Source organism: Nitrosomonas sp. Nm132, assembly GCF_900100485.1.
In the GTDB taxonomy this organism is placed as follows: Bacteria; Pseudomonadota; Gammaproteobacteria; order Burkholderiales; family Nitrosomonadaceae; genus Nitrosomonas.
In genome coordinates this window covers 26,457-52,914 of the sequence record NZ_FNDH01000007.1, presented here as the reverse complement: position 1 = coordinate 52,914, position 26,458 = coordinate 26,457, and the positions used below count along the sequence as shown (strand labels likewise).

Annotated in this window: 22 protein-coding genes and 1 pseudogene; 5 read left to right on the top strand and 18 right to left on the bottom strand. The window is 51.8% G+C overall.

The window, feature by feature from the left end; translation table 11 throughout:
• Window positions 1-444 precede the first annotated feature (444 nt).
• Both BLP80_RS04395 and BLP80_RS04390 read left to right on the top strand, forming a co-directional pair.
• Window positions 445-1,209, top strand: a complete 765-nt coding sequence (locus tag BLP80_RS04395; RefSeq protein ID WP_371128807.1) for a fatty acid desaturase family protein — start codon at window positions 445-447, stop codon at window positions 1,207-1,209.
• Between the two features lie 187 nt (window positions 1,210-1,396).
• Window positions 1,397-1,555, top strand: a pseudogene (locus tag BLP80_RS04390) (DDE-type integrase/transposase/recombinase); the annotation flags it as partial.
• 84 nt (window positions 1,556-1,639) lie between these two features.
• Here BLP80_RS04390 and BLP80_RS04385 read toward each other — a convergent pair.
• The 17 genes from BLP80_RS04385 to BLP80_RS04305 form a co-directional block, all read right to left on the bottom strand.
• Window positions 1,640-2,572 (bottom strand): transporter, encoded by a 933-nt coding sequence (locus BLP80_RS04385; RefSeq protein WP_090540522.1) that lies wholly within the window; start codon window positions 2,570-2,572, stop codon window positions 1,640-1,642.
• 229 nt (window positions 2,573-2,801) lie between these two features.
• Window positions 2,802-3,677, bottom strand: coding sequence for a hypothetical protein (locus tag BLP80_RS04380; protein WP_090540520.1), 876 nt, complete (start codon window positions 3,675-3,677; stop codon window positions 2,802-2,804).
• Window positions 3,674-4,528, bottom strand: a complete 855-nt coding sequence (locus BLP80_RS04375; RefSeq protein ID WP_176754266.1) for a DUF2092 domain-containing protein — start codon at window positions 4,526-4,528, stop codon at window positions 3,674-3,676. The genes BLP80_RS04380 and BLP80_RS04375 overlap by 4 nt, the downstream gene beginning before the upstream one ends.
• Before the next feature lie 34 nt (window positions 4,529-4,562).
• A complete protein-coding gene (locus BLP80_RS04370; protein ID WP_090540519.1) occupies window positions 4,563-5,123 on the bottom strand; it encodes a lipid-binding SYLF domain-containing protein in 561 nt (186 codons plus the stop codon).
• A 31-nt stretch (window positions 5,124-5,154) separates the two neighbouring features.
• A complete protein-coding gene (locus BLP80_RS04365; protein WP_176754265.1) occupies window positions 5,155-5,460 on the bottom strand; it encodes a DUF2934 domain-containing protein in 306 nt (101 codons plus the stop codon).
• A gap of 433 nt (window positions 5,461-5,893) precedes the next feature.
• A complete protein-coding gene (locus BLP80_RS04360) occupies window positions 5,894-6,658 on the bottom strand; it encodes a bestrophin-like domain (RefSeq protein ID WP_218120380.1) in 765 nt (254 codons plus the stop codon).
• Between the two features lie 73 nt (window positions 6,659-6,731).
• On the bottom strand, window positions 6,732-7,517 hold the full coding sequence (locus tag BLP80_RS04355) for a hypothetical protein (RefSeq protein ID WP_090540513.1): 786 nt from the start codon (window positions 7,515-7,517) through the stop codon (window positions 6,732-6,734).
• An 87-nt stretch (window positions 7,518-7,604) separates the two neighbouring features.
• Entirely contained in the window at window positions 7,605-7,895 is a 291-nt protein-coding gene (locus tag BLP80_RS04350; protein ID WP_090540511.1) for a hypothetical protein, read from the bottom strand.
• A gap of 108 nt (window positions 7,896-8,003) precedes the next feature.
• Entirely contained in the window at window positions 8,004-9,026 is a 1,023-nt protein-coding gene (locus BLP80_RS04345) for a hypothetical protein (RefSeq protein WP_218120379.1), read from the bottom strand.
• A gap of 373 nt (window positions 9,027-9,399) precedes the next feature.
• On the bottom strand, window positions 9,400-11,064 hold the full coding sequence (locus BLP80_RS04335; RefSeq protein WP_090540507.1) for a lipoxygenase family protein: 1,665 nt from the start codon (window positions 11,062-11,064) through the stop codon (window positions 9,400-9,402).
• A 113-nt stretch (window positions 11,065-11,177) separates the two neighbouring features.
• Entirely contained in the window at window positions 11,178-12,782 is a 1,605-nt protein-coding gene (locus tag BLP80_RS04330) for a peroxidase family protein (RefSeq protein ID WP_090540506.1), read from the bottom strand.
• 60 nt (window positions 12,783-12,842) lie between these two features.
• A complete protein-coding gene (locus tag BLP80_RS15095) occupies window positions 12,843-13,025 on the bottom strand; it encodes a hypothetical protein (RefSeq protein WP_143002226.1) in 183 nt (60 codons plus the stop codon).
• Between the two features lie 47 nt (window positions 13,026-13,072).
• Window positions 13,073-14,725 (bottom strand): glucose-6-phosphate isomerase, encoded by a 1,653-nt coding sequence (gene pgi, locus BLP80_RS04325; RefSeq protein WP_090540504.1) that lies wholly within the window; start codon window positions 14,723-14,725, stop codon window positions 13,073-13,075.
• A gap of 52 nt (window positions 14,726-14,777) precedes the next feature.
• A complete protein-coding gene (pgm, locus tag BLP80_RS04320) occupies window positions 14,778-16,424 on the bottom strand; it encodes a phosphoglucomutase (alpha-D-glucose-1,6-bisphosphate-dependent) (RefSeq protein ID WP_090540502.1) in 1,647 nt (548 codons plus the stop codon).
• A gap of 45 nt (window positions 16,425-16,469) precedes the next feature.
• Window positions 16,470-17,936, bottom strand: coding sequence for an efflux transporter outer membrane subunit (locus tag BLP80_RS04315; RefSeq protein WP_090540498.1), 1,467 nt, complete (start codon window positions 17,934-17,936; stop codon window positions 16,470-16,472).
• Between the two features lies 1 nt (window position 17,937).
• Window positions 17,938-21,129, bottom strand: coding sequence for an efflux RND transporter permease subunit (locus BLP80_RS04310; RefSeq protein WP_090540496.1), 3,192 nt, complete (start codon window positions 21,127-21,129; stop codon window positions 17,938-17,940).
• A gap of 10 nt (window positions 21,130-21,139) precedes the next feature.
• Window positions 21,140-22,327, bottom strand: a complete 1,188-nt coding sequence (locus BLP80_RS04305) for an efflux RND transporter periplasmic adaptor subunit (RefSeq protein ID WP_090540494.1) — start codon at window positions 22,325-22,327, stop codon at window positions 21,140-21,142.
• A gap of 282 nt (window positions 22,328-22,609) precedes the next feature.
• Between BLP80_RS04305 and BLP80_RS16120 the strand changes: the two genes are divergently transcribed.
• Window positions 22,610-22,861 carry a hypothetical protein gene (locus tag BLP80_RS16120; RefSeq protein ID WP_256324947.1) on the top strand — a complete coding sequence of 84 codons (252 nt, stop codon included), beginning with the start codon at window positions 22,610-22,612 and terminating at the stop codon, window positions 22,859-22,861.
• A 269-nt stretch (window positions 22,862-23,130) separates the two neighbouring features.
• On the opposite strand, the gene BLP80_RS04295 is transcribed toward BLP80_RS16120, so the two are convergent.
• Window positions 23,131-23,316, bottom strand: coding sequence for a hypothetical protein (locus BLP80_RS04295; RefSeq protein ID WP_218120378.1), 186 nt, complete (start codon window positions 23,314-23,316; stop codon window positions 23,131-23,133).
• A gap of 719 nt (window positions 23,317-24,035) precedes the next feature.
• Here BLP80_RS04295 and BLP80_RS04290 point away from each other — a divergent pair.
• A complete protein-coding gene (locus BLP80_RS04290; protein ID WP_090540492.1) occupies window positions 24,036-25,364 on the top strand; it encodes a UDP-glucose dehydrogenase family protein in 1,329 nt (442 codons plus the stop codon).
• Window positions 25,365-25,368: 4 nt separating this feature from the next.
• Entirely contained in the window at window positions 25,369-26,373 is a 1,005-nt protein-coding gene (locus BLP80_RS04285; RefSeq protein ID WP_090540490.1) for an NAD-dependent epimerase, read from the top strand.
• Window positions 26,374-26,458 lie beyond the last annotated feature (85 nt).

Sequence of the window (26,458 nt, the reverse complement as noted above, 5' to 3'; positions counted from 1 at the left end):
TGAGTAAGATATTTGACGCTTCAAACTGAATTCCCAAGTCCCAGGTTCGAGTTCTGGTCTGGGAGTCAAAATAAATCATGCGACAATGATATTAAGCAGTTCTTAGTAGGCGTATAGTAAACCGGTTGTGTAATTTACAATCTAGTTAAGGGAGCAAACAGAAAGAACGGATTCTTTCGATCTAAAACTGAGTCAGCTTCATACTTATTAAGGTAATTACAATAAAATTACCTACCATGATAATGGTTTTTGGAGTATTTCTTACTTTAAGGCAGATTGAAAATTAATAATGTTGAACTGAGAAAACTTTATCAACAACGCTGGCAACCCAACCTAAAGATACCTTTATTTTACTTAATCTGGATCGGATTGGGAGTAGTTTGTTGGAATTCTCCCCACTGGATTATTACGTGGCTGTGTTATCTTGCAATGGGGTACATGCAAATGGGTATCATGACTTTTATGCATGAATGCACTCATAATGTTCTATTCAAAGCAAAGTGGAAGAATTGGGCATTTGGTACTTTCGCCATCATACCCATGTTTATTTCATTCACTTCATTCAAAGAAGATCATCTCATTCATCATCGCCATAACCGCACTCAAAAAGACCCAGATGCATTTACAATGGGCAAACGTGAGATTGGTGATTATATCCTTTTCTATGCGTACGCCTTGGTGGGAGTATTTCTTACTGCGATTCAGTTTACGTTTATTTTTCCAGTACAAAAATTTAGAGGTGTCAAGGCTCTGATTCATTGGACTGAAATTGCACTGCATATAACTTTAATGGTCGCCGTTTTTTACTGGGCATCTAATCAAAGCATCGCATCTGAAGTTTTTGCAATTTGGTTTTGGCCACTCATATTTTTTGGATTTTTTAATAGCATTCGCTTTGTAGCAGAGCATTACGGAACACCCTGGAGCTCTGGACAACTTGCCGGCACTCGAACCATTATCAGTAATCCGATAAATTCTTGGTTTTGGAATAATATTAATTACCATATTGGGCATCATGTATATCCTGCTGTACCTTGGTATAACCTCCAGAAATTACATGCTTTGATGTTGCCTGAAATCGAACGTCAAAACGCAATTATTGATAAAAGTTATTTTTCTGTCTTTTTGAATGCCATGATAAGAGGACCGGAAAGTCTAGAACAAAATAAAAAGCTCAACGCTGCTCGTGTAGTTGTAAACTCATTTTGACGTCCTCGCCTGCCTGAAGAAAGGTGATTCCTACAGCGCCAAACAAGGGCAGACCGTGGCTTTACGATGACATCATAACTGCGGTTGCTACCACGAATTCTTCCTGCGCCATCAGCTACGCTTGCGTAAGGATCTTCCTTTTGCCTATTTTGGGCTCTGTTGCAGAAAATAAGAAGAGTAGAATCATTGGGTTCAGTATTATGCTCCAGCGATGGAAAAACGCCTGCGGTGGCTGTGGAAACCGACCATGGGCTATAGCTGGCGGGTGGATGAGACTTATGTGAAGGTCAAAGGAAAGTGGACGCATCTATACAAAGCCATTGATAAGTGCGGCAACACGATCGACTTGTAAATAGCGGAATTAATGTCAATGATCTCTCGCATTCGATCCAACAATGGGCTTTGATCTTTGCTGAACCGGCAACATGAATTAATGTTCTCCACCGAAGCGGTATTGCCAGTTAATTCCCATTGCGCTGAAATCACTACCAGTACGAACTGAGACACCGGTATGGAAGAAAATCTTGACCGAGTTATAGCGGTTCACAGGCAGCGCAAGCGTAGCACCTATGCGTGAATTTTCCAGCTTGTCGTTATTTTCCACACCATCGAGCGTGGTTCGTCCGCCCGTATAAAAGGTGCCATCCACCGCTGCCCAGATACCGTAGCCGAAGCTGTAAGTGAGGTGCCCCTGCAGAGAATAGAGCGGATCCTGTTCGCGGGCTCTGCCACCAAAAAAATCGTCGTTTTCTGTGTAAAACCGGATGCCTCCGGCTAACTCTAATGTCAAGCGCCCCAGGCTCTTGGAAACCCCGATCTCCGGCTTGATCGACCAGCGGTTGGTGCCGATATTGAGCAGATGGTCTTCGTCATACTGGCCGCTGGGTGCGGTCACCTCTACACTCGCGCCGACTATCGTATCCTGTCTGTAGTTTGCAAAATCTTTCATGGAAAGTGCGGGCGCGCCATAAAGATTGACTGCAAAGCGAAATCTTGTATCAGCAGGTCCGGATACTTCACGCTCGCCAAATTGGTCCTTAACTGTGGCACTGCCCGAGGCCCAGGCATAGGGCTGCACCACATCAAACTTGGCGGACTTACCAAAGAAATCCAGCGAACGCGCGTAAGCAAAAAGCGTGGTATGAACCTCAACCTGGGTATTCTCAATCGGCAGAGCAGGATCGGTAGCCACGCCGCCGGTTGTATAGTTGTAGCCTGCAATCAGAAAATTAAGCCCTACCGGGGCATTGGTATAGGCGCGCGGTTCGATTTCCTGCCCTTTGGCAGCCAACGCAGCCAGAGCAAGCATCGCTGCAGCAAACCGAATTAACCTTAAGCCTTCATGCCGATAAAGCCTACTCATTCGACCCCGTAGTCAATAAATAAGATGCGGTGGTACTGCTCTAGCCCGAATATTTCATAAATTGGCACGTGCGAACTTATGAAATATTCGGGCTAAAAGGCTTCAGGATAACCTATCGATGGCAAACCTTTTTAGTTGATTGCAAAAAGGGCCGGGGTATTACCCCCGGCCCAAAAGATTTGATCTTTCAATATGCCTAGTCGAAGTAAGCGGCCCCTCGACTCATTGCCTAAAAGGGTGCGGGTACAGGCATATACATGACGCCACTGCTCCCGTAAGCCTGAGTATACCAGGCAGTCCCACATTGATAGTAGGTCACTCCGCTGACAACGGTCGTGTTGGGGGTGCAGGGCAAGCCTGCGGAACCGGAAGGAGGCGCGGTATAAACGACTGTTGAAGAAGGTGCCGCAGTCTGCTCGGCAGATGACTGACCCGCTGCATACCCGACTACCCCACCTACCACTGCAGCACCAATCGCGAGCGCTGCCACTTCACCGTCATCCCAGTCATCGCCATCATCGTAGTGCCCATGATCGCCGTAATAATCGCCGTGGTGCTCCCCATAGGTCTGCCGGGTATCCGCCCGGGCTTGAGCGCGTTCCGTACTGCCTTCCTGCCGGGCTTGAGTGCGCTCAGTACTGCCCTCCTGCCGGGACTGGGTGCGTTCTGTACGTCCCTCCTCGTGTACGCCAGCCTTCTCAGTCGAAGCCTGCTGCCGGCCTTGCCGAGTCTCCCCTCGGCTTGTGGACGCGGTTTGCGCGGCCTGAGAGCGGCTGGCCGTCTGCGCGGTCTGAGATCGGCTGGTAGTTCTCGATGCGGTCTGCGCAGCCTGCGATCGGCTGGCCGTTCGCGATGCGGAGGCGGCTGGAGCTCCGGTGCTCCTTGCGCCGGCTTGTGCTTGCCTAGAACCGGACGAGAAGCTGCCGCTCGCGGCAGCGCCACTACGAGAAAAACTGCCACTAGCCTTCTTCGCCCCGCCAGCGGATGCCCTTCCCCCCCCTCCACCGCCGCCACGCGTACGGGCCTCGGCCTCAGCCACGGTACCTATCAAAAAAATGAGTGTGATCGCGATCACGGTCATGATCAAGTAAGATTTGGTCTTCATTTCCGCCCCCCGGTTTTCGCTGGATTGGTTAATCTCTCCGCTGCAATTTTGGGCAACTCTGCGGCAAAGGAAATCCTCTGCACCCCCTTAGGCGGGGTAAATGCAAACAGGGAATCCTTAACCTCAGGCGTCAGGTTCCAGTTGGAAAACTGTGCCCGGTAAGCCGGCTGACCTTCTGCATTTTTATAAGTCAACACGATCCGAAGCGGCAATGGTTGAACGTCATCAGCAATCCAGACCTGATAATCGACCGTTTCAGTGCGTCCTGCCAAATGATGGGTGAGTACCCCATCAATAACGGTACTCTCCACATAATCAAGCTCCTGGGTACGGCGATCGAGTTCTGTTGGGAACTGGCTTGTCAGGAGCATAGCGAGCGGCAACCTCATACCGAGATCCCTGAGAAAATACCTGACCGCCTCATCGATTCCTCCAGGTTTCGGTGTCTGCGCATAAACATTCTTTGACGGACTGAATACGGTGATTTCCTTGCCATCGTACTGAACCAGATGTTGCTCGCCATCACTATGCTCTACTTCGACGCGCAGTCCGTTAGGCCGGCTCACGATGACTTTCCGGCTCTCGCCGAATTCAATCTTCTGACCGGATTCCTGCAGCACTTCATAGCTCGATTCGAGGTTAACACTGAACCGTGGCGTCTTGGCCAGGAATTCGGCCATGCCCATGAGGATATCCTTCGCTGTCAGCTCTGTGACCACTTCCGTACCCGCTTGCGGGGCTACCAAAGGCTCGGGTCGTGTCAGCGCATGTTGCTGGGCACAACCTAGGGTGGCCATCAGGACCGATACGTACAGTAAAGTACGTATGCACGTTTGTCTTTGGGTCTTCATGGGTCATCTCCTTTAACTGATAGTATCGATCCGGTCAGGGTGTAATCCGGGAGATCTTCGACCCCTGCAAACCCAGGCCAGCCATTAAACCTTGCTGCCCAAAAATGTAGGCATAGACATCGTCCTTGACTGTCGTAGTGGTTAACGTCTTGGCCACGCCAGCATCCACAATCACGACACTCGGACCAACGCCGACTTCAAATCCCTTACTGCTATCGAGAGCAGCAAGCACTTCGTCGTTCATGAAGAACATCGCATAACTAAACGACTGTACGCCGGCTTGCAAACCGTATGAGCCCGCAACAATGTTATAGTAACCGGTTGTTCTGCTCCCTTGACGCATCGCGCCTTTCCCGTACTGAGCCCCCGCGATAAATCCTGCCTTGAGAATATGCGGAAACACCAGGATCCCTTTCGCGCGCGCCGCCAAGTCCCTTGCCTCGGGCTGATTCTGATAAAGCTGTGCTAAAGCAATATCGACTTCACGGTCAATCTCAGCGGCAGCCTTTAGATCTCCTTGCCCGCTGCCGGTGGCGCAGCCAACTAGCATCGAAGCAATAATCAAAATTGAGCAAATCATTAAGTTGGTTTTCATACTGCTTCTCCTTTTGATGTTAAACTGGTTTTCATACTGATTCCTCTTTTGATCTGGTTATGTCGCCGAACAGTGAAGCGTGGGGAAATATCTCAATGGCGGCACGAAGAAATAACGCAAGCGGCAATTCCTGGGACTTGGGCATCCAACGCTTAAGCTCGGCTTTAGCCGCAAGCCAGTCGTCGGGATCATGGTCGGGAGTGTAGCCGCGCTTTGCGTAGTGATAGTAGGCGGCTGCGCGAATCATCGCTTCGTGCTGCTCAACGTTTACAGTCTCTCGCCACATCATCTTGGGATTGCTTTGCTGGTTAATCGCGATGCGTGTCTGTTTAGTCATATTTGTGTCCTCCATCGTTGAAGATGAGGGGCACGAAGCGCGGACAGGCTACGCCCGCCTGCTAAGCACCCCTTAGCACCCTTCGGGGCTGTCAAGTTAGCTTGACAGCCCTAACCACACCGACCAGGGCCTTTGGTATATAGAAAAAATAAACGTCTTTTTTTATTAAGCTTTGATGCTTTACTAGATTATCGAAATATGCTCACTAAAAAAATACGTGCAAACACGTAGAAGCAGTTTTCATTGACAACCAGCGATCAAAAATCTTTTTTGGACTCAAGCTATGCAATACGTCAAAAGCTTGATGCCTTCCTGCCTTTCAGGCGGATCTGCCCAATCACTAGAAGTGGTAACCCATACCCAATAGGTATTGGCAGCACCTGTCACCTCAAATTCTCCACGCCTCCTCGCTCCTTTTGCTAGTTTTTGACTTTCAAGGTGATTCCATACTTTTTCTGAGGGCTACCAACACTCGATCCACGGAATCGAGCTGAATCAGACCTAAACGAGGGTATTCGATATCGAGTATCACATAGACCGTGCCCGCAATGATAGCGGCGAAGATCACCGCATGAGTCAAACTATATCCCCGGGCGCCTGCCGTCGTATAGCCGGCCAATACCGAACTTATCAACGCCAGGCCGAACAGCATCACGAAGATGATGGTCGGTGGATGCATCTCCAGCGCAACAATAGTGCGCTGCGTAGCGATGTCGAACATTTCATTTAATGCCGCCAACAGCAAGGTAGTAGTCGGCACTGATCCCGTCGCCTGACAGGCTTTTACCGATGCTGACCAAATTTCACCTTGCAGCGCATTCGCGCGAACCAAGGCAGCTTCCGAAGCCGCCAGATCAGGTAGCTTCTGATAAACCTCCAGACGCGCATCCAGGTATTGCCGAAACAAAGCGCGCAGTGCCGGCTGCGCTCCGGCCGACAGCAAATCCAGCCGGAGGTAAGCCGTTCCGATGGCATTCGCCTCTTTGATCACCAAATCTTTCCGATCATCAAATCGTGAAACGGCTCCGGAGAAAGTGAAGGCAATCAGCAACCCCAACAGCCCGAAGATGGCACCGTCGAGCAGCCCCGAGGAAGTGTGCTCGCTTTCCGATTCTGGCAGCCATCGAATGCCTATATGCCGGCCAATCCCAAAGGCAAGCAGCAGGCCGATGAATAATCCTAGTGAAGAGAAGCCCAAAATACTTACAATTTGAGTGTATTCAGTGTAATGCATCTGTTAATTTACCCTGCCTATCTGGTTTTATACTTTGTCAGGATTTCGGCTTGTCGACCAGCACCCTCGCAATTTTCCTCTGTTTGTTATAGATGAGCATGGCTGAAACATCCATTTGCTCGACAGCCGCAACCATGCCGACATCAGCTACAAAAAACCGGTACTGGGTATCATTGAGCGAGGCAGGACCTATCTTTCCCTTGAAGGTCCATTTGACCAGAACCGCATCGAAGCTGCCTGCCGGTACCGTGACTTTATAGGCGCCCATGTAACGGTAATCGATGTTCAACGAGCCCGTGTGAGTTTGTTCGTCCGGGTTGCTCAAATCGAAGACTTTCATACCGACCGTTATGTTACGTTCCTTACCAGGCGCCAATCCTTGCAGCATCAAAGGCTCGCCAGGCAAATACTGAGTCATGACGCCTTCCTCGTTATCGGTAGCACCCGTCACGATATAATCGCCATTAGCCTTCGCGTTGATGAAAAAAATGAACCTGGCTCCGGTGTCATATCGCCAGGTCGTTCCGCCGCCGTCTTGTTTCAGCAGAGTAGTTTGATGATGCTCGACTTTGCCTTTATCCGGCCCGCTCACGAGACGATAGTTTCTAGCGCTAACATTAATAGCAAGATACCGGGTAGTATCGGCAAGCGCTGGCGCAGGAATAGCTTCCCCAACAACCCCCTTTCCCAAATACTTCTCGATCGCCAGGCGATCCTTTTCCGGCAAAGGAATTACTGAACCATCTCCTGCGGATTGAGCAAGACCACCCTGCAACGCAAGGATCATAAATACAAACAGAGAAGACCCTATATTGGTTTTCATTGAGTTAACTCCTGGTTTGTTCATCAAAAATTGCTGGTAGCTTAGCGGATACTCCACTGTTACGCGCCGATCTCGAGTCGATCGAATTTATCCGGGCGGCGCGGATTCTTTCTCGTTGAGGAGCGCCCGCTCAGTAATCTCTTTATAAAGATGCACCGCCTGTGCATACACCCCCTGGTATTCCGGATTCCGGTCAACGAGGGGCTTAATCTCTTCGGCTCGCTCGAGCAGCTTCTGGAGAAAATCGATATCCCACTCGATCAATTGCTCGCCACGGTCAACCTTTTTTTTGATTTCAAAGGCTCTTGGCAGCGTCTGCGTGGTAAGTCGCTCCAAAAGCGCTATCCCCACCCCAAGATCTTTCTCATTGTTGATCATGTTTTCCTCCTCATAATGGATTTAAAAAGATCACGCTGGCAGCCCTCGCTGCAACAGCCGTCGTAGTAACAAAAATCATGCAACGCTTTGCTCCCGCCAGCACTGCGCTTACAGGTAACGTTGCGCCTCCCGCCAGAGATCCCGCGGCTCCGGTATGTCAGCTCGTGCAATATGCCCCAACAGTATGATTCTTCGCTCCCCCGTACCTGAAGAAATCTCGGTCAACACAATTTCTTTTGATGCTGCTGATGAATCTTCAATCTTGATTCCCATGGAATCAAGGCGCAGGCGAATCTCACGAGAGGCAAGCCAGGCTGCAGGATGGCTCAAGGTATCAACAACACAGGCAAGACTCTCTTCCAGATCAAGATTATCGGTATGAAATTGTCCAAGTTCCCCATCAATGGCTTCGATCTCCGCTTCCAGAGCGGCAAGGTCAGGGCGCTGCCGTTCGAGATCGATCAGCATTGCATCAAGCCCCCAACTTCCTGTCTTCATGGCTGCGAGCTTTTGTTTCAGGAGATGCCGTTGGCGATCCAGCTCCCTGCGTTTGCCCTGCTCGCCTGCAATGCGCTCCAGCGCCTTTTCGATCAAAAAATCAAAGGCGCGTTTCTTCAGTTCGCGGCGAGTATCCCGCTCATTGCTGGTGGGCCCAAGGTAACGATAATTGAAAAAATTCACAGTGACTTGCATGACATCGCGGCGCAGAGTGTCACCAACGAGTTCTACTCCGAACACCTTGCGCTCCTCCATGTCCATACTCAGCAGACCGAAAATCTGCTCGGGAACCGGCCCGGTCAAGTTCGTCAGGTAATCGCGTAGGGTTTTGAAGCCCCCGAAAACTTCGCGCAAGTGGTCGGTCGAAACAAAGAATGTACGTAAAAATGGATTCGCGCCAAATGCCCGCGGACTTATTTCTATCGGCGCAGGCAAGGCGTCGACAAGGGAGATCACGTGAGTGACGGCGCGTTCCGCAGGCTGATGAAGCCGTTTTCGATACTGCCCAATGGCACGGATACGCCGATCTGTGCCGTCCACTGCTCGCTCGATGGCTGTCTCGATCAAGGCCGCATCCAGACCTTCCGTCCGCTCCGCTGGCGTTGTGAACAGCGAACTCAGAAAACGCAACATACGCTACCTCGTTATAAGGTTGAGGATCGTTTATAGGAAAATAAGCAGTCTTTGTTATTAACCCCTGATACTTCAATAGATTATTAGAATAGGCTGATTAAAAGAATACGTATAAACACGTAGGGACAAGCTTTATTGACAAATGATCAAGAAATTGACCTGGTCAAGTATTTTGTAATCATCCAGTTAAATAACTTTTTTAAGTTGCTGCCATTTCAGCTTCAAATTGGATCGGACTTTTATAATCCAGATAAGAATGTAGTCAATGACTGTTATAGGAATGTACTAGCTCACATTGAGGCACGCTTCGGCGTATCGCTCAGTGACGGTCAAGCCATCATAAGTTCTGCAATGCAATCTTGAATCCACTTCATTAAACAGTTACACCGTTTGGGATTAACCTTGGATTCATGCGATCATAAGTGACAGAACGGTTGTTATTTCTTCGATCAATTTGTTCCTCTATTTCCTCTAACTGGTTTCTGAACCGCGTTATCGCATCGCGTGCTTCAGGATCGAATTGCTGCAGTGGGTACTGCCCAATCCGGTTGACACGGAAATTTGTCAGGAAATAGGTCCACGTTTGCGAATAAGCAGCCCGGAATGCTGGTTGGAACTTCAATAGTTCAGCCGCATCGATTCCAGTGTTTTTTCCCATCGGAGGGGGCGCATAAGCCGAATACGGCATATTGGGAACAAACCCCGGATATTTGTATTGGTTGAAATGAATGCACGAATGAAAAGCAGTACATAGAAAAATGATATGACCAAGCGTCTCGGTGAGTTCTTGCTTAGACTCGAATTTGGCAGGAAACCCAGGGATTCTACCGCGATCTTGTGCTCTGATATCATTTGCCCATGCCTGAATTTCATAGTCCTCGGCAATATCTGCTTCAGATTTGTAATATAAATCGACATATTCTTTGACAAAGCTTTGAATTGCGTTCCATAACAAAATTCCATCATCGCGATAAGGATAAAAAAGATCAGGATTATCGACTTCCCGGTTCGCAATATCATTAGGAAAAGCGGATGCTCTAAAGTTAAAGCTCGTCATGCCATTGGCCATGCACTGAATCGTCGCGTCATAATCTCCAGCAAATAACTCCCCAAACCGGCCAGGACGCCCTTTTCGATCTTTCAGGAAAGTGTGCTGGTGATTAACATTGAGTGTATATTGAAGATGTGGATTTAATAAAACATAGAGTGGATGAGATTTATAAAGCTGCCTACGTGAGGCCATAATGATGGCTTCCATGACATAATGAATACGGGTCGCATGGGTATAAAGTATGTGGTGGTTGCCGTCAGCGATTTGAGCGAATATTTTTGCCGCCAACCAAAGATTGCCGTCTTTTGAAGTATAGATTGGATTGTCGGGCCCGGGATCTTGATATAGCTGTATTGCGATCGGTCGCAACATGCCATCTGATTGCAGAAATAGCACTACAATCGGCGTTGTGACATATTGCTTGCGGCCACCATCGATATGCCCGGGGTTTAGCTGCAATATATCCAGGGCCGCATAGTCCAGAACATACACGCGTTTTTGTCCAATGGCCGCCGCATAATCAATCTCATCAATTTGATCCTCAAAAATGCGTCGCATTTGAAATTCTGACAATTTTTCTGGTAGAGGATGCTGATGGGTTACGGCGCGCAATACGACTGGATTTACCCCAATAACACGTTGCAAACCAAATATCAGATCTTGCTGGAAGCTATCGACCAGATCTGGGTTTGGCGGACTAAACGGATAAAAAACATAGTCTTGATAACTTTCCATTGGCTTGCCGAGCAAATAGCGCAAATAAGTAGCCAATAGGCTAGACAAGCTTGGAATCAACTGTAACAGATTTAACCCTCCACGCAGCCAATACCCAATGCCGGGTATCTCCCGGCACGGTAACTTACGTACGACAGCGATAGTATTGGCATACTCATATGCGTATTGATATTTAGCCTGCATATCAAGAAGATAATTTTTCCGATTTTCTATCTTGCGTATATTTTCTTCATTTTGTGGTAGCTTATTCATCGTGCGATGCTCCTTTACAAAAGAGGAATTCGTCCGGTTTCTAGGATTATTTCGCTATCACTTCCACATTTAAGCTAAACAACCTCTTAACGCGAATTTATGAAATATTCGGGTTAGCTGTCTGATGACAGCGTAGATGTTCTGAAGCTTGCCACGATGTCGCTGTCCTTTACATTACGTTTAACAATATCCGCAAGCGAGTTTGTTTCTTCGATAACGAATTGTCCAACTTTCGAAAATGTCCTTTCGTTATGTACATAGGTCGATACAAGGGGGTTGGTCAGCGCATGGGTAAATGCATCGTACCCCACCATACGTACCATAAGGCGACCAAGACTAAAACCTTCATCATGATCTTCGGCAAATATACCGACTTGCCATTCCAGATCCTCGATCCGGTCATGATAGAGTTCCTTCAGTTCCCGCTGTAGTTCGGGATCGTCCGTGAGTTCCTCAAAACTCCTCAAGCGAGGCATGCCGAATGCCTCGCGATAATCATTGAATGAACGCAACTTGGCCTGCCGTCCCATCTCAATGGTGCGCTCCATGACACTTCGATTATCATCACCAATGGGTAGCGGATCAAAAAAGAAACCCGGGGTGTTGTATAGCCCGACACGGCCGGCTCTTTGCATCGAAGCAGCCGTTATCAATGGCCCAACACCATATTGCGTTACTAAAGGCGTATTGTTACGAAATTCATCTAGCTTGAATCGCTTATTACCGACCATGTAGTATTCCGGCACCATTGAGTGCCATCGATAGAGGAGATTAAATTCCAAGGAGATCCAGTTGGTGCGGTACCAGCGCTGCCTTTCCGCCATACCCGGTGTGGGATCAAGGGTAAAATCAAACCGTGTAAAGTGCGAAACGTAATCCCGCAAGACGACTTTAATCAGCAGGACAATCATGATGTTTCTAGCTGTCTGAAATAAGCGCTCATCATCCCACTCTGGATAGGTTTCTTTTAGCAAGTCACAAATCCGATTGTGTTCTCGCAGCATGATGGTATTCATTAGGGTATAGCCAATCGACGAATTGCCGTGCTCCAATCCAACGGCAAACATGCGTTTTAACCGCTCCTCAGGAACATTGTGAAAAACAAAATCCAAAGCATAGCGAGGGTGCAATTTCTCAAATTCTTTATTAGCGAACACCCAATTACCCGTGGTCGTTTCTTCAACGTTAAAAAGGTAAGGAGGAAAAATTTCTCCATCGATCATTTGATGCTTCAGCTTTCCATCTTTTTTTAGCCGCAAATAATGGGTAATTTCTTCACGCAAACCATAGATCTGGCAAAGATCGATTTCGTGATTTGAGGTATTTTTCCGGCGATCGAGAAAATCCGTCCTCAGAAAACTGTCAGTAAACCATTGGGCGAAGAAAGAAAACAATATGCTGGTATCGACCGACGGGATTTCTTTATTTTCTTTTCTTCTCCATAGATTAGCGACTCTCCCCATACTCGGAAGATTCTGTTCTCCTTCCGCTTCTGGCAAATGCCGCCCAGTGAATGTTCTATCCGTCAATGATTGCCATGTGGTATAGGGTGCAGCCATGGAAAACGGTCTAGGACGAGGGTTCGTGGCATAGGCCTGCCAATTGATAAAATTGTCACTGATAAACCGCCGCAGCCAGGTTATGCGCGAGGCCATCCTGCCAATCCATGGAAACCTATTTACCAGCCGAAAAGCAATCTGAAAAAGAAACTCGTCCATAGTCTCACCCCTTTTTTATTTATGTGGCAAATCATTGATGGCTTACATTCTTCTTAGTCCTTAAAACATATGCGTTCGATGGTCACGAACAGATAGCGTTTGCCTGCTTCCATCTACACTTCGGCGATATCGATAGGGAAGCAGCCGGCAGGCTATTTCTTGAATCTTTTCTCCGCAAGCGGGCCGCTTTCGATCTCCGGTAGGCGGCAGGAGATGCCGTGCCGTTGCAGGGAGGCGTCGCATAGCCTACTCCTTTCTCCCGGTACTCAAGTCCACGGCAGCCGGGTTCATCAGGAAATCCCCTTGAAGCGTCGATAGCGACGGATCAGCTGATTGGTGGAACTGTCATGTTCGAGTACGGGCTCTGCCTGGCTTTCCAGCTCCGGGATGATACGCTGAGCCAGCACCTTGCCCAGTTCCACGCCCCACTGGTCGAAAGGATTGATTCCCCAAATCGCGCCCTGAGTAAAGACCGAGTGTTCATAGAGGGCGACCAGCTTACCGAGCGTCTCGGGCGTAAGCTGCTCGGCGAGGAGGGTGTTGGACGGGCGGTTACCCTCAAAGACGCGATGCGGTACCAGCCAATCTGGCGTACCCTCGGCCTTGACTTGTTCGCTGGTTTTGCCAAAGGCCAGGGCTTCAGATTGGGCAAAGACGTTCGACATCAGAATATCGTGGTGCCGCCCGAGCGGGTTAAGTGTCTCGATGAAGGCGATAAAGTCGCAAGGAATCAACCGGGTGCCTTGATGAATCAACTGGTAAAAGGAATGCTGGCCGTTGGTCCCCGGTTCGCCCCAATAGATTGGGCTGGTGTTATAGCTGACCCTGGATCCATCAAGCGTAACTTGTTTGCCGTTGCTCTCCATCGTCAGTTGCTGCAAATAGGCAGGGAATCGTTTCAGGTACTGCTCATAGGGCAACACGGCCACGGCCTGAGTGCCGAAGAAGTCGGTGTACCACAACGTGAGCAAGCCCATCAGCACCGGCAGATTGTTCTCGAATGAAGCCGTCCGGAAGTGTTCGTCCATCTGGTGAAAACCATTGAGCATGGCACGGAAATGGACTGGCCCGATCGCCAGCATGGTCGAAAGACCGATGGCCGAGGCCATGGAGTAACGCCCGCCCACCCAGTCCCAAAATCCGAACATCTGAGCAGGATCGATACCGAACTTCGCCACTTCCGCCGCATTCGTCGATACCGCTACGAAGTGCCTGGCGATCGCCTTGCGGTCTCCCCCGAAAGCAGCGAGCGACCAATCGCGGGCCGTGTAGGCGTTCGTCATCGTCTCGAGCGTGGTAAAAGTCTTGGAAGAAACGATAAAAAGGGTCTCTGCCGGATCCAGATCGTGGACTACTTCCGCGAAGTCGCTGCCGTCGACATTCGATACGAAGCGGAATGTCATGGTCCGCTCGCTGTAATGTTTCAGTGCCTCAAAGGCCATCACCGGACCGAGATCGGAGCCGCCGATGCCGATGTTGACGACGTTGCGAATGCGTTTGCCGGTATACCCCTGCCACGTGCCGTTCCGAGCACGGTCGGAAAAATCAGCCATCTTGTCGAGGACGGCATGCACCTGGGGAACGACATTTTCGCCGTCCACGATGATGGAAGCCCCTTTCGGTGCGCGCAGCGCCACGTGCAGCACAGCGCGGTTCTCCGTGATATTGATTTTCTCACCGCAGAACATGGCGTCGATCCGCTGGCGAAGTCCGCATTCTTCGGCGAGCTGCATTAACAGCTTGAGCGTTTCGTCGGTAATGAGGTTTTTCGAGTAATCAAGGTAGAGACCCGCCGCCTCGGCCGTCATATGCTCGCCGCGCCGGGGATCATCGGCAAAGAGCGCCCGGAGATGGAAGTGGCGAACATGTTCGTAATGCGCTGCCAAAGCTTTCCATGCATTACGCTCGGCGAGAGGCAGGGTTTGTTCTACTACAGTTGTCATGATGAAAGTCTCCTCTAATTTGCCGTCTGCATGGCCGCGCCACTTTGAAGCATTACCATGCGCCGCTCACTGCAGCGCTCACGATTTCCTGCGCTTCGCTCACGATCGCCTCCAGGTGAGTCTGATCCTTAAAACTCTCCGCATAGATTTTGTAAATGTTCTCGGTGCCGGAGGGACGGGCTGCAAACCAACCGCTGTCAGTCACCACCTTGAGGCCGCCAATCGGCGCGTTATTACCCAGGGCACTGGTCAGCTTCATGCGGATGGGCTCGCCCGCGAGTTTGGGCGCTGCAACCGCTTCCGCTGACAATTTTGCCAGTTTCGCCTTCTGCGCAGGGGTCGCAGGGGCATCGATCCGCGTGTAATACAGTGTACCAAACTCGGCCTCCAGTTCCTGGTAATGCTCGCCGGGGTCCTTTCCTGTGTTAGCCGTGATCTCGGCCGCCAGCAAGTCCATGATCAGACCGTCCTTGTCCGTGGTCCACACGGTGCTGTCATGCCGCAGGAAGCTGGCTCCGGCGCTTTCTTCACCACCGAAACAAAGCGAGCCGTCAAGCAATCCCGGCACGAACCACTTGAAGCCCACCGGCATCTCACGCAACGGATGGCCCAGCTTGTTGACCACGCGGTCGATCATGCTGCTGCTGACCAGCGTCTTGCCGACAGCCACGTGGGCAGGCCATTTCCGGTGAGTTAGCAAGTAGTGAATAGCGACCGCCAGGTAGTGGTTGGCATTCATCAACCCTACGGACGGCACAACCACGCCATGCCGATCAGCATCCGCATCGTTTGCAAAAGCGACACGGTATTGATCCTTGAGACCCAGGAGCCGGGCCATGGCGTAGGAACTGGAAGGATCCATGCGGATTTTGCCGTCATGGTCGACCGTCATGAATGAGAAGGTGGGATCGATCGTCGGGTTCACGACCGCAATATCCAGGTGATAGACGGCGTTGATAGGCTCCCAGTAAGGTGCTGCCGCGCCGCCGAGCGGGTCGGCGGCCAGCTTCAAACCGGCTGCCCGGATGACGTCCATATCGACCACGTTACGCAGATCTTCGACATAAGGCATCACAAAGTCATCCTGATGCGTCGTGTCTGCCTGGAGAGCAGATGCAAAGGGTATCCGCTTGACGCTGAGGTTCTCTTGGCGCAATAGCTCGTTGGCCCGCTGCTCGACCCACTTGGTGACATCGACATCAGCGGGCCCGCCGTGGGGTGGGTTGTACTTGAAACCGCCATCCTCCGGCGGGTTGTGCGAGGGCGTGATGACGATACCGTCAGCGAGATGTTCGTTACGATCCCGGTTGTAAACGAGGATCGCCCGCGAGATGGCCGGCGTCGGCGTGACGCCGTCATTCTTCTGGATGATCGTTGTGACACCATTGGCTGCCAGCACCTCCAGCGCAGTCCGCTGAGCTGGCCCCGACAAAGCGTGCGTGTCTTTGCCCAGGTAGAGCGGCCCGTCAATACCCCGGCCCTGCCGGTAGTCACAAATGGCCTGGGTGATCGCCAGAATGTGCGCCTCGGTGAATGATCCGTGCAGCGGCGAACCTCGATGCCCACTGGTGCCGAAACTCACTAACTGGGCAGTATCTGTCAAGTCGGGACGGCGCGCGTAATACTCCCGTTCAAGTCTTGCCAAATCAACGAGTATCTCTTTGGGAGCCGGTTTGCCTGCATCAGGGGAAATCGCCATAATTCGTATCCTTTGATGATAAGTAGCATAACATAATTAAAACAATCATTTATCTTCCGGCAAGCTATCCTCTCTCACCGGTTTCACCGTCATGAACCGTGGCTTCGGCGCGAGCTTCTCGGCTTCGTCAACCCAACCGCCGCCCGTTGCCTTATAGACGTTCACCAGTTCAGTATAACGCGCGGCCTTCGAGCGCACTGCGGTAAGCTCTGCGTTAAAGAGCTCGTTCTCCGAGTAGAGCACCTCGATATAGTCCGCATAGCCGTTGTCGAACTTGAGCCGGGAAAGACGCGCGTACTCCTTAAGCGCCATGGCGCGCTTTGCCTGAGCCTCGGCTTCTTCGCGCCGCTTCACTGCGCCAATGAGTGCATCGTTCGTTTCGCGAAAAGCGTTGAGGATTATCGCCTGGTAGAAGGCAAGCGCTTCCTGCTGGGCTGCTTCCGCGGTTTTCACCTGTCCTTCGATCGCGCCGAAAGTAAAGATCGGCCCCGCAAGTCCGGCAGCCACCGACCATGTGCTGGCCGGCCCTGTCAGGAAGTTGCCGAATGCGGTGCTCGCCGAGCCGAGCAGACCGGTGAGCGTGATGGTCGGGTAATAAAATGACTTTGCCACGCCAACATTGGCATTGGCGGCCACGAGGTTCTGCTCGGCCTGCACGATGTCGGGCCGGCGCTCCAGCAGCGCCGAAGGCAAGTCCGGGGGAACCGCTGGAGCGATGAGTTCGTCGATGGTGCTGCCGCGCGGGATCGAGGTGGGATTACGTCCGAGCAGGATCGAAATGAGATTCTCCTGCGCGACGATCTGCTGCTCGATGGATGGAATCGCGGCGAGTGCCAGCTGGTATTGCGACAGTGCCTGGGAGAGTTCCACCTGCGATACCACGCCGCCTTGGTAGCGCAGCTCGAAAATCCGCAGCGTATCCGCGTAGTTCGCCGCACTGGCACGCACGATCTCGAGCTGGCGGTCGAGCGCGCGCAATCCAATGTAACTTGCCGCAACACTCGTCACAACCGAGAGGATGACCCCCCTGCGGCCCTGCTCGCTGGCAAATACCAGCGCCTGGGCAGCTTCGCTCTGGCGGCGGATGCGCCCGAACAGGTCGATTTGCCAAGACGCGTTGAGTGCGCCGCGATAGAGCGCGTAATAGGGGTCAGTGCCCGGCGGAAGAGGGGTCAGCCCACGTTCCGTGGCGCGGTTACGGCTTGCGTCCGCGTTGTAGCCGATCTGCGGGTAGAACTGCGCGCGAGTGGTTTGCAACGCGCCGATGAACTGATCCACCCGGGCGGCAGCGGCCTGGATATCCCGATTTTCATGCAACGCCGTCTCAATGAGCGCGTTGAGCGCCGGATCGCCGAACTCAGCCCACCAGCCGACGTTCGCGACCGCTGCCGCCTGCGGATAGTCGACCCGCCATTTCTCGGGCGTCTCGATCACCGGACGCAGATAATCGGGACCCACCGCACATGCGGTGAGTAAACCAGCTGCGAGCATGGGAAGAACGATACGGCGCATGTCAATCGCCCTCCACTTTTGCAGGCGATACTTCTGTGGGCGCGGATGCGGGTGCACCCTCATCCTGACCCCCCTCAGGCGCTTTCTTGCCAGCGAACTTCGCGCTCATCGATTCCAACAACCAGAAAAACAGCGGCACAAAAAAGATTGCGATCAGCGTGGACGCGAGCATCCCGCCAATCACGCCGGTGCCAATCGCGCGCAGACTGTTCGCGCCGGGCCCGGTCGCGATCGCGAGCGGCACGCAACCAAGGATGAAGGCGAATGAGGTCATCATGATGGCGCGCAGCCGCAGTCCCGCCGCCTCAATAGCCGCCTCCCGCGGCGGCATGCCGTGACGGACGCGCTCAATCGCAAACTCGCAAATCAGAATCGCGTTTTTTGCAGACAGCCCGACCAGTGTCACCAAGCCGACCTGGAAATAAACATCGTTCTCGAGCCCGAGCAGCCAGGTCAGCAGCAGCGCACCCAGGACGGCGAAGGGAACGGTGAGCACCACTGCAATGGGAAGCGTCCACTTCTCGAACTGCGCAGCGAGCAGCAGAAACACCACGATCAGGCCGAAAATAAAAGCTGATGAAGAAGTCCCGCCGGCACCCTTTTCCTGCAGCGCCTGTCCCGCCCAAGCGTAGGCAAAGTCGCCAGGCAGTGTATCGCGCGCCAATTCCTCCATCGCCCGGATTGCGTCTCCCGAGCTGTAACCGGGAGCCTGGCTGCCAGTAATCTTCACCGCCGGAAAGCCATTAAAGCGCGTCATCAGCTTCGGTGAGGCAATATAGCGAGTCGTGATCAACGATGAAAGTGACACATTAGCGCCATTTGACGAGCGAACATAGACCTTGCTGAAATCCTCCGGGTTCACACGGTAGGTCGCATCAGCCTGGATAATGACGAACCATACGCGACTAAACTGCGAGAACTGGCCAGCCACCTGGGAACCGAAGTAGGCCTGCATCGTGTTGAAGACATCGGCCACGTGCACGCCTAGCACTTCGGCCTTGTTACGATCAAGATCGACGAACAGCTGTTGGCTGTTCGCACTGAATGTCGTGTTCACTGCCTGCAATTCCTTGCGCTCGCGCGCCTTGGCAAGGAACGCCTTGAGCGCAGCATCAGTAGCGCGCGGATCACCCGAACCGCGGTTCTGGATGTAGAACTCGAAACCACCCGTGGTGCCTAAGCCGGGGATCGAGGGCGGATTGACCGCGAAAGCCTTGCCATCCTTGTGTGTTGCGAACTGCGCGTTAAGCCGCTTCAGTGTATCGAATGACAGCAGACTCGCATCCTTGCGTTCCTCAAAAGGTTTCAGCAAACCGAACATGAGCGCAGCGCTGTTGTTCTGCTGACCATCGACAAAACTGTAACCGTTGACCGTACCGACATCCTGTACGGCGGGATCCTTGAGCACGATCTGCTCCAGTTCTTGGCTGAAACGGCTCGTGACGTTGAGACTGGCCGTGTCGGTAACCTGGGCAAGCACGAAGAAATAGCCCTGGTCCTCTTCCGGCACAAAGCTTGCCGGCAGAATACGGAACATCAGCAGGATGCCGACCACCACCCCGCCGAACACAATGAGAGAAACCGGCCACAGTTGCATGACGCGAGCAACGTTACTCAGGAATCCGCGCTGGAGAGACTCGAACGTGTTTTCGAATGCCTGGAAAAACCGGTTCTTCTTGCCGTGATGAGCCTTGATGATGATTGCGGCCAGCGCCGGTGACAGAGTCAACGCAATGATTCCCGAGATCACCATCGAAATGGCGATGGTAACCGCGAACTGTTTGTACAGCGTTCCAGTCACCCCGCCAAGAAATGCAACTGGCAGGAACACTGCCAGCAGCACCAGCACAATCGAAATCAGCGCACCCGCAATCTCTGTCATTGCCTCTTTGGCGGCGGCCAGTGGGCTTAACCCTTTCTTGGTGATGTTTGTTTCGACGTTCTCGACCACCACGATGGCATCGTCCACCACCAGTCCGATCGCGAGAATCATACCGAACATGGTCAGCATGTTGACCGAGAACCCGAGCATATACATGCCGACGAACGTGCCAATGATCGACACCGGCACCGCCAGGATCGGAATGACGGTCGCCCGCAGTGACTGCAGGAAGACAAACACGACCAGCACCACCAGCACCACCGCCTCAAAGAAGGTATGCACCACCTTATCGATCGAGTAGAGGGTAAACTGGCTAGTATCGAGCACGATCTTGTAATCCAGGCCGGTAGGAAATTTCGCCTTCAGCTCCTCCATTTTCTTGCGTACGCCCTTGGCAGTTTCCACTGCATTCGCGCCCGGCTGCTGATAGACGCCGATCGTGGTCGCAGTCTTGCCGTTCATGCGGCTCGGCATGGAGTAATCCCGCCGGGAAAGCTCGACCCGCCCGATATCCTTGATGCGGACGATGGCAGCACCCTCCTTGGCAGTGCGGACGATGATGTTCTCAAACTCCTCCGGCTTGGTGAGCAGGCCTTGCGCCGTCACTACGAACTGCTGCTCCACAGAGGGCGGCACCGGTGGCGCGCCAAGCTGGCCAATGCCGAAAGTTTGATTCTGACTCTGGATCGCGCTACTCACTTCGCTCACTGTGATGCCAAGCTGGGCCATGCGGTCAGGACGTAACCATACACGCATCGCAATATCGGGGAGCCCGAACACCGAGGAGCGGTTCGCCCCTGGCACACGCTTCAACTCATCGAGCACGTAGAGATTGGTATAGTTGGCGATATAGGCTGAGTCGTAGCGTTCGTCGGGCGAGTAGACCGACACCACCATCATGATGCTGGGCGATTTCTTATCTACCGTAATCCCCTGCTGGGTCACCACCTCCGGCAACTGAGGCATCGCCTGGCTTAAGCGGTTCTGCACGTTGACCTGATTAATATCCGGGTTGCTGCCTTGCTTGAACACGACGACGATCTGCACGTTGCCGCTCGAGGAGCTGGTTGAATAGAAATAGAGCAGATTGTCCAGCCCGTTCAGTTGCGCCTCGATGGGCGCCGCCACATTGTTTGCGATCACCTCAGCGGTGGCGCCGGGATAGCGCGCATCAATCGTAACCTGCGGTGGCGCCATATCGGGATACTGCTCGATTGGCGAGACAGACATCGACACCGCGCCCGCGAGTACGATCAAGATCGAGATGACAGCGGAGAGAATCGGACGGTCGATAAAAAAGTGAGTGAACATGGCGCCGCCCCTACTTCTGCCCAGCCGCGACGGGATTCACCACTGCTTCATCCTTGTCCGCAGCCGGCTCCATGATCTTGACCGGCTGACCGGGAACCACCTTGAGCACGCCGTCCACCACGATCCGGTCTCCGGCCTGGAGTCCAGTCACGATCACGATGTCTTTCTCGCCCTCGTAGTCACCGACCACCACTGGCCGCACCTCCGCAGTGTCGTCCGGCTTGATCACATATACAATGTGACCATTCGAGCCCTGCTGCACCGAGAGCTGCGGCACCACGACCGCGTTGGGCCGCAGCGCACCTTTCAGGTATGCCGTCACGAACATGCCGGGACGGAGCTCCCTCTCTGGATTTGGCAGCACCGCGCGCACCATGAACGAGCCGGTATCCTGGCTGAACGAGGGATCGGCAAAATTGATCTTGCCTCTCTCTGCAAATGGCGTGCCGTCAGGGAGAACCAGCTCTACCTCATAATCTAGGCTCTTTGGCATAACAATCAGCTCTTTTTGGCTTTCCTCGCGCCAGCGTGCCATCAGATTCTGCGAAACGCTGAATGTAACCCAGATCGGATCGATCGCGGCAACGTAGGTAAGGTTCGCAGTCTCCGTCATCGCGTTCACATACGCCCCCTCGCGCTGGAGTGAGCGGCTCGCCAGACCTGTTACCGGAGAATGGATGGTCGTATAACTGAGATTCAGCTCAGCTTCTTTCACTTTCGCGCTGGCCGCAAACACGGCCGCTTTCGATGCGTCGAATTCGCCCTGCGCCCGATCCAGATCTGCCTGGGAAAGTGCGTCCTGCTCGGTGAGCGGCTTGACGCGCTTGAGATTGGCACTCGCTGTTTTAAACCTTGCCTGCTGCGCCTGCAGCTCACCGCGGGCAGCCTCCAGTTGAGCCTTGAACGGCTTGGGGTCGAGCTGAAACAGCAATTGCCCTTCCTTCACCAGATCACCTTCCTGGTACGCAATGCGGTCGAGGAAACCCGAAACGCGAGCGACAATATCGACTTGGCGCGAACTTTCGGTCTGCGCAACGAAACTGGGCGTATAGGAAATATCCCGTGGCGTTACGGTCAGCACGGTCACCTCGGGCGCCGGGCGTGGCTGTGGTGCAGACGTTTCCTTTGAGCAGCCAGCGAGCGCGAGCGCGGCGAAAGCAACAAGGGCAAGGATAATAGCGAGGACTCGTGTGCACATAGAAAAACTCCCTTGCGGTCGCCGTATGGCGCACCGGCATTCAAAATGGTGTCCAGGAAAAATCAACGCCCTCTTTGATTACACTCTGTTTCTCTAATAGCTTATTAAAATACGCTGGTTAAAGAAATACGTGCAAATACGTAGACGCAGGGTTTAATAAATCTCTGGAATCCAGCGCCGGCCGACCATGGTCGTCTGATCATCATAGGCGCGCTCCGTGATGCGCTTGGGCAGTTTGATCTTCTTGTGTGGTATGCGCTCGTAGGGAATCTGCTTCAGCAGATGCGCAATCAGATTCAGGCGCGCGCTTCTTGTCGTCCGAATGCACGATATGCCAGGGCGCGAAATCCGTGTCGGTGGCGGTTAGCAGCCATTGATCCTGTGGCTCCAGATAGTGTCAATGACGTCGGGCCGTTGATAAGCTTTATCGCCATACAGTTCATTGCTGTGCAATTGCGGTCGAATCTGATCAAATATCTTGCCATCATGGTCACTGACGCCGGTCACACCGATGTACTCAGGGATCGGCAATGAGCCTGGTTGGCGGCGTCCCATGATAGGGACCCGGACGCCATGGTAGTACAACTTCTTTGTTGATCAGTAGCCTGAATCCGCCAATTCTTTCGCTACACGCGCGTTAACCCGAATATTTCATAAATTCGCGTGATGATCACGCAAGATTTTGATTAATAGGGAAGTTTTGAGAAAGAGGGGTGTAGTGATTCATACACCCGACTGAGCAAAATCTTTCTTATTAATCAAAAGACAAGTGAGGGCACGTGCCAATTTATGAAATATTCAGGTTAAACCGATAGCCTTGCTTGGGCCTTGGCTACTGAGAATGAATCGATCAGCCAAGCTTGCCATGGATTTTTGTCTTCCTGTCCTTGCTGAATCAGTGCTAATAAAGGCGCAAACACATCGGCTACCCGATTCAGGCGCTGAACATAAGCCACATAACTCGGAAGTCGCGGAAACCAATCACGCAAACTAGAATCCGCCGTTGTTAATCGGTCTTGCCAATCAATTCATTCGTTACCTTGACTTATTGAGGTTGGATGATGTCTTCCTCAATAGTTTAACGTTATCAATGAACTGGTTTCTATTTCAGCTCTTAATTCGCATTTAACATAATGAATTAGACTCTAAAATATATGGTTAACAGCTAATATTTTTGTCGGAAATGTTTACACATACTCATTTTTATTAAATACAACCAATTGATTTTCAATATTTAATTCAACACGGCACACTTTTTGCTTGTTTTCTATTTGTAGAAGCAAATGACATTTATATTACAATAAATGATAGTTATACTAAAACGCATAACATGAATGTTTCAATGTATGATCGTAATTGGACAAGTTTGTCAATAAACCATTGTTCACAAGCCAAGCGGTTAAGCGGTTGAGGTAGTTTTCTCATTAATTAGCACCGATTAACTTCGGAGCAACCTTTTTTCCCTAAGAGGAAAAAGCAGAATTAACTAAAGAGATTAAAATCATGAAGTAAGTGCTAATTTTTATGCTCAATGCGCTATTAGCAGCGGGGGATTATTCGTCTAGCTATCTCAGCCGCACTAGCTCACGACATCTCTGATTATCCTGGTGATCATAAGCAGCGCGACGCTCCCACACCCGTTGTTGACGGAATTGGGATTTTTTTAGCTTTATTAATCGTATTATCATACAAGGGGATTAGAGCATTAATGAAACTCAGCATTTTCGGCACTGGATATGTTGGCTTGGTCACGGGGGCCTGTCTGGCGGAAGCTGGGCACAATGTGGTCTGTATTGATGTCGATCAAACCAAGATCGATAATCTGAATAATGGCATACTGCCCATCTGGGAGCCCGGTCTCGATGCGATCGTTGCACGAAATATAGGCGAAGGTCGCCTGCAGTTCACCACCAACGTCGCCACCGGGGTTGACCATGCCGAAATCCAGTTTATTGCTGTTGGCACGCCACCGGATGAGAATGGCTCGGCTGATTTGCAATATGTATTGGCTGTAGCCGAAAGCATTGCCCGCAATATGCAGAATTACAAAGTCATCATCAATAAATCAACCGTTCCAGTCGGCACAGCGAACAAGGTGCAAGCTCGAGTGGCTCAGATACTTACGGAACGTGACGAGAAAATCCCCTTCGATGTGGTCTCCAATCCTGAATTCTTAAAGGAAGGCGCGGCTGTCAGCGACTTCCTAAAACCTGATCGCATCATCATTGGCACGCAATCGGCTGAAGCCCGCAAGCGTATGAATGAGCTTTACGAGCCCTTTAACCGCAACCATGAGCGCACTATTTTCATGGATGTGAAAAGCGCCGAGCTCACCAAATATGCCGCCAATGCGATGTTGGCGACCAAGATTAGCTTCATGAATGAGTTAGCCAATATGGCTGAAATCTTCGGAGCCGACATTGAAGAAGTACGCAAAGGCATAGGTGCCGATCCACGTATCGGCTATCACTTCATCTACCCTGGCTGTGGCTATGGTGGCAGTTGTTTCCCCAAAGACGTGCAAGCACTGGAACGCACTGCCGCACAAGCCGGTTACACGGCTGAACTGATCAAAGCGGTGGAAGCGGTCAACAATCGCCAGAAGATCAAGCTTTTTGAAAAGCTCGTTAAACATTTCGGGGGAGCAAATAACCTCTCTGGCAAGATCATCGCTCTCTGGGGTCTGAGCTTTAAGCCTAACACTGACGATATGCGAGAAGCTCCTAGTCGCACTCTCATGGAAGCGCTATGGCAGTCCGGCGCAAAGATACAGGCGTTTGACCCTGTAGCGATGGACGAGTGCCAGCGCATCTATGGGCAACGCGATGATCTGACTTTGATGGGCACCAAAGAGGCTGCATTGCACAATGCTGATGCGCTAATGATTGTCACCGAGTGGCAGCAGTTTCGTGCGCCGGATTTCGATCTGATCAAGGCTGAATTAAAAAAACCTGTCATCTTTGATGGTCGCAACCTGTTCAGTCCTGAACGCATGGGGGGCAAGGGCTTTACCTACTACTCCATTGGCAGGAACTAAAGCCATGAAAGTATTGGTAACTGGCGCTGCTGGTTTCATTGGTATGCATATTGCTCAGATCCTCCTTAAACGGGGTGAAAAAGTTGTCGGCATCGACAACCTTAACGACTACTACGACCCATGCCTCAAGCACGCACGACTAGCCCAGCTAACACCCTACCCTAACTTTAAATTCATCCAAGGCGATATAGCCGACAGGCAAACCATTGAAGATCTGTTCGCCAAAGAAAAGCCCTCCCGCGTTATTAATCTTGCTGCTCAAGCTGGTGTGCGCTACTCCTTAAAGAACCCACACGCCTATATTCAGACTAATCTGGTCGGCTTTGGCAATCTGCTGGAAGGCTGTCGTCACAATGACGTCGAGCATCTCGTCTACGCCAGCAGTTCCAGCGTCTATGGCGCCAATACTCACAGGCCGTTTTCGGTGCATGACAACGTCGACCACCCTGTCAGCCTCTACGCTGCCAGCAAGAAAGCCAATGAACTGATGGCACATACCTACAGTCATCTCTACGGTCTGCCGACTACCGGTCTGCGTTATTTTACCGTCTATGGTCCGTGGGGCCGACCGGATATGTCTCCCTGGCTGTTCACCAGCGCAATCCTCGAAGGCCGCTCCATTGACGTATTCAACCACGGCAGGATGCAGCGTGACTTCACCTACATTGATGACATTGCCCAAGGCACGGTACGCGTGCTTGATCGTACCGCCACTTCCAACCCGGACTTCTTTACCGGCGCCCCCGACCCTGGTACCAGCTACGCTCCCTACCGCATTTATAACATTGGCAACCACCAGCCAGTGGAGCTGATGACTTTCATCCAGACCATAGAAAAGGCCCTTGGCCAAGAAGCGCGGAAGAATTACCTGCCCATGCAAAAGGGTGACGTCGTGGCAACCTGTGCCGATGTAGAGGATTTGAAGCGCGATGTGGGCTATGAACCCAAAACATCACTGGAATATGGAATCGAACGCTGGATTGAATGGTACAAGAAATACATGTCATGATGGCGTAGTAACTTTGCGATCGCGTAGTTACCTCTTTCGATAGATTGTGCCTTATTTAATGTTATTACTGAGAAATGAATAGAGG

Bases quoted from the DNA above. Each gene is read 5' to 3' on its own strand.
- BLP80_RS04375 (WP_176754266.1), bottom strand. From the start codon at position 4,528: ATGAAGACCCAAAGACAAACGTGCATACGTACTTTACTGTACGTATCG.
- BLP80_RS04305 (WP_090540494.1), bottom strand. From the start codon at position 22,327: ATGTGCACACGAGTCCTCGCTATTATCCTTGCCCTTGTTGCTTTCGCC.
- BLP80_RS04330 (WP_090540506.1), bottom strand. From the start codon at position 12,782: ATGGACGAGTTTCTTTTTCAGATTGCTTTTCGGCTGGTAAATAGGTTT.
- BLP80_RS16120 (WP_256324947.1), top strand. From the start codon at position 22,610: ATGCGCAATCAGATTCAGGCGCGCGCTTCTTGTCGTCCGAATGCACGA.
- BLP80_RS04380 (WP_090540520.1), bottom strand. From the start codon at position 3,677: ATGAAGACCAAATCTTACTTGATCATGACCGTGATCGCGATCACACTC.
- BLP80_RS04345 (WP_218120379.1), bottom strand. From the start codon at position 9,026: ATGTTGCGTTTTCTGAGTTCGCTGTTCACAACGCCAGCGGAGCGGACG.
- BLP80_RS04355 (WP_090540513.1), bottom strand. From the start codon at position 7,517: ATGAAAACCAATATAGGGTCTTCTCTGTTTGTATTTATGATCCTTGCG.
- BLP80_RS15095 (WP_143002226.1), bottom strand. From the start codon at position 13,025: ATGCGACGCCTCCCTGCAACGGCACGGCATCTCCTGCCGCCTACCGGA.
- BLP80_RS04370 (WP_090540519.1), bottom strand. From the start codon at position 5,123: ATGAAAACCAACTTAATGATTTGCTCAATTTTGATTATTGCTTCGATG.
- BLP80_RS04285 (WP_090540490.1), top strand. From the start codon at position 25,369: ATGAAAGTATTGGTAACTGGCGCTGCTGGTTTCATTGGTATGCATATT.
- BLP80_RS04335 (WP_090540507.1), bottom strand. From the start codon at position 11,064: ATGAATAAGCTACCACAAAATGAAGAAAATATACGCAAGATAGAAAAT.
- BLP80_RS04365 (WP_176754265.1), bottom strand. From the start codon at position 5,460: ATGACTAAACAGACACGCATCGCGATTAACCAGCAAAGCAATCCCAAG.
- BLP80_RS04350 (WP_090540511.1), bottom strand. From the start codon at position 7,895: ATGATCAACAATGAGAAAGATCTTGGGGTGGGGATAGCGCTTTTGGAG.
- BLP80_RS04290 (WP_090540492.1), top strand. From the start codon at position 24,036: ATGAAACTCAGCATTTTCGGCACTGGATATGTTGGCTTGGTCACGGGG.
- BLP80_RS04315 (WP_090540498.1), bottom strand. From the start codon at position 17,936: ATGCGCCGTATCGTTCTTCCCATGCTCGCAGCTGGTTTACTCACCGCA.
- BLP80_RS04395 (WP_371128807.1), top strand. From the start codon at position 445: ATGGGTATCATGACTTTTATGCATGAATGCACTCATAATGTTCTATTC.
- pgi (WP_090540504.1), bottom strand. From the start codon at position 14,725: ATGACAACTGTAGTAGAACAAACCCTGCCTCTCGCCGAGCGTAATGCA.
- BLP80_RS04310 (WP_090540496.1), bottom strand. From the start codon at position 21,129: ATGTTCACTCACTTTTTTATCGACCGTCCGATTCTCTCCGCTGTCATC.
- BLP80_RS04385 (WP_090540522.1), bottom strand. From the start codon at position 2,572: ATGAGTAGGCTTTATCGGCATGAAGGCTTAAGGTTAATTCGGTTTGCT.
- pgm (WP_090540502.1), bottom strand. From the start codon at position 16,424: ATGGCGATTTCCCCTGATGCAGGCAAACCGGCTCCCAAAGAGATACTC.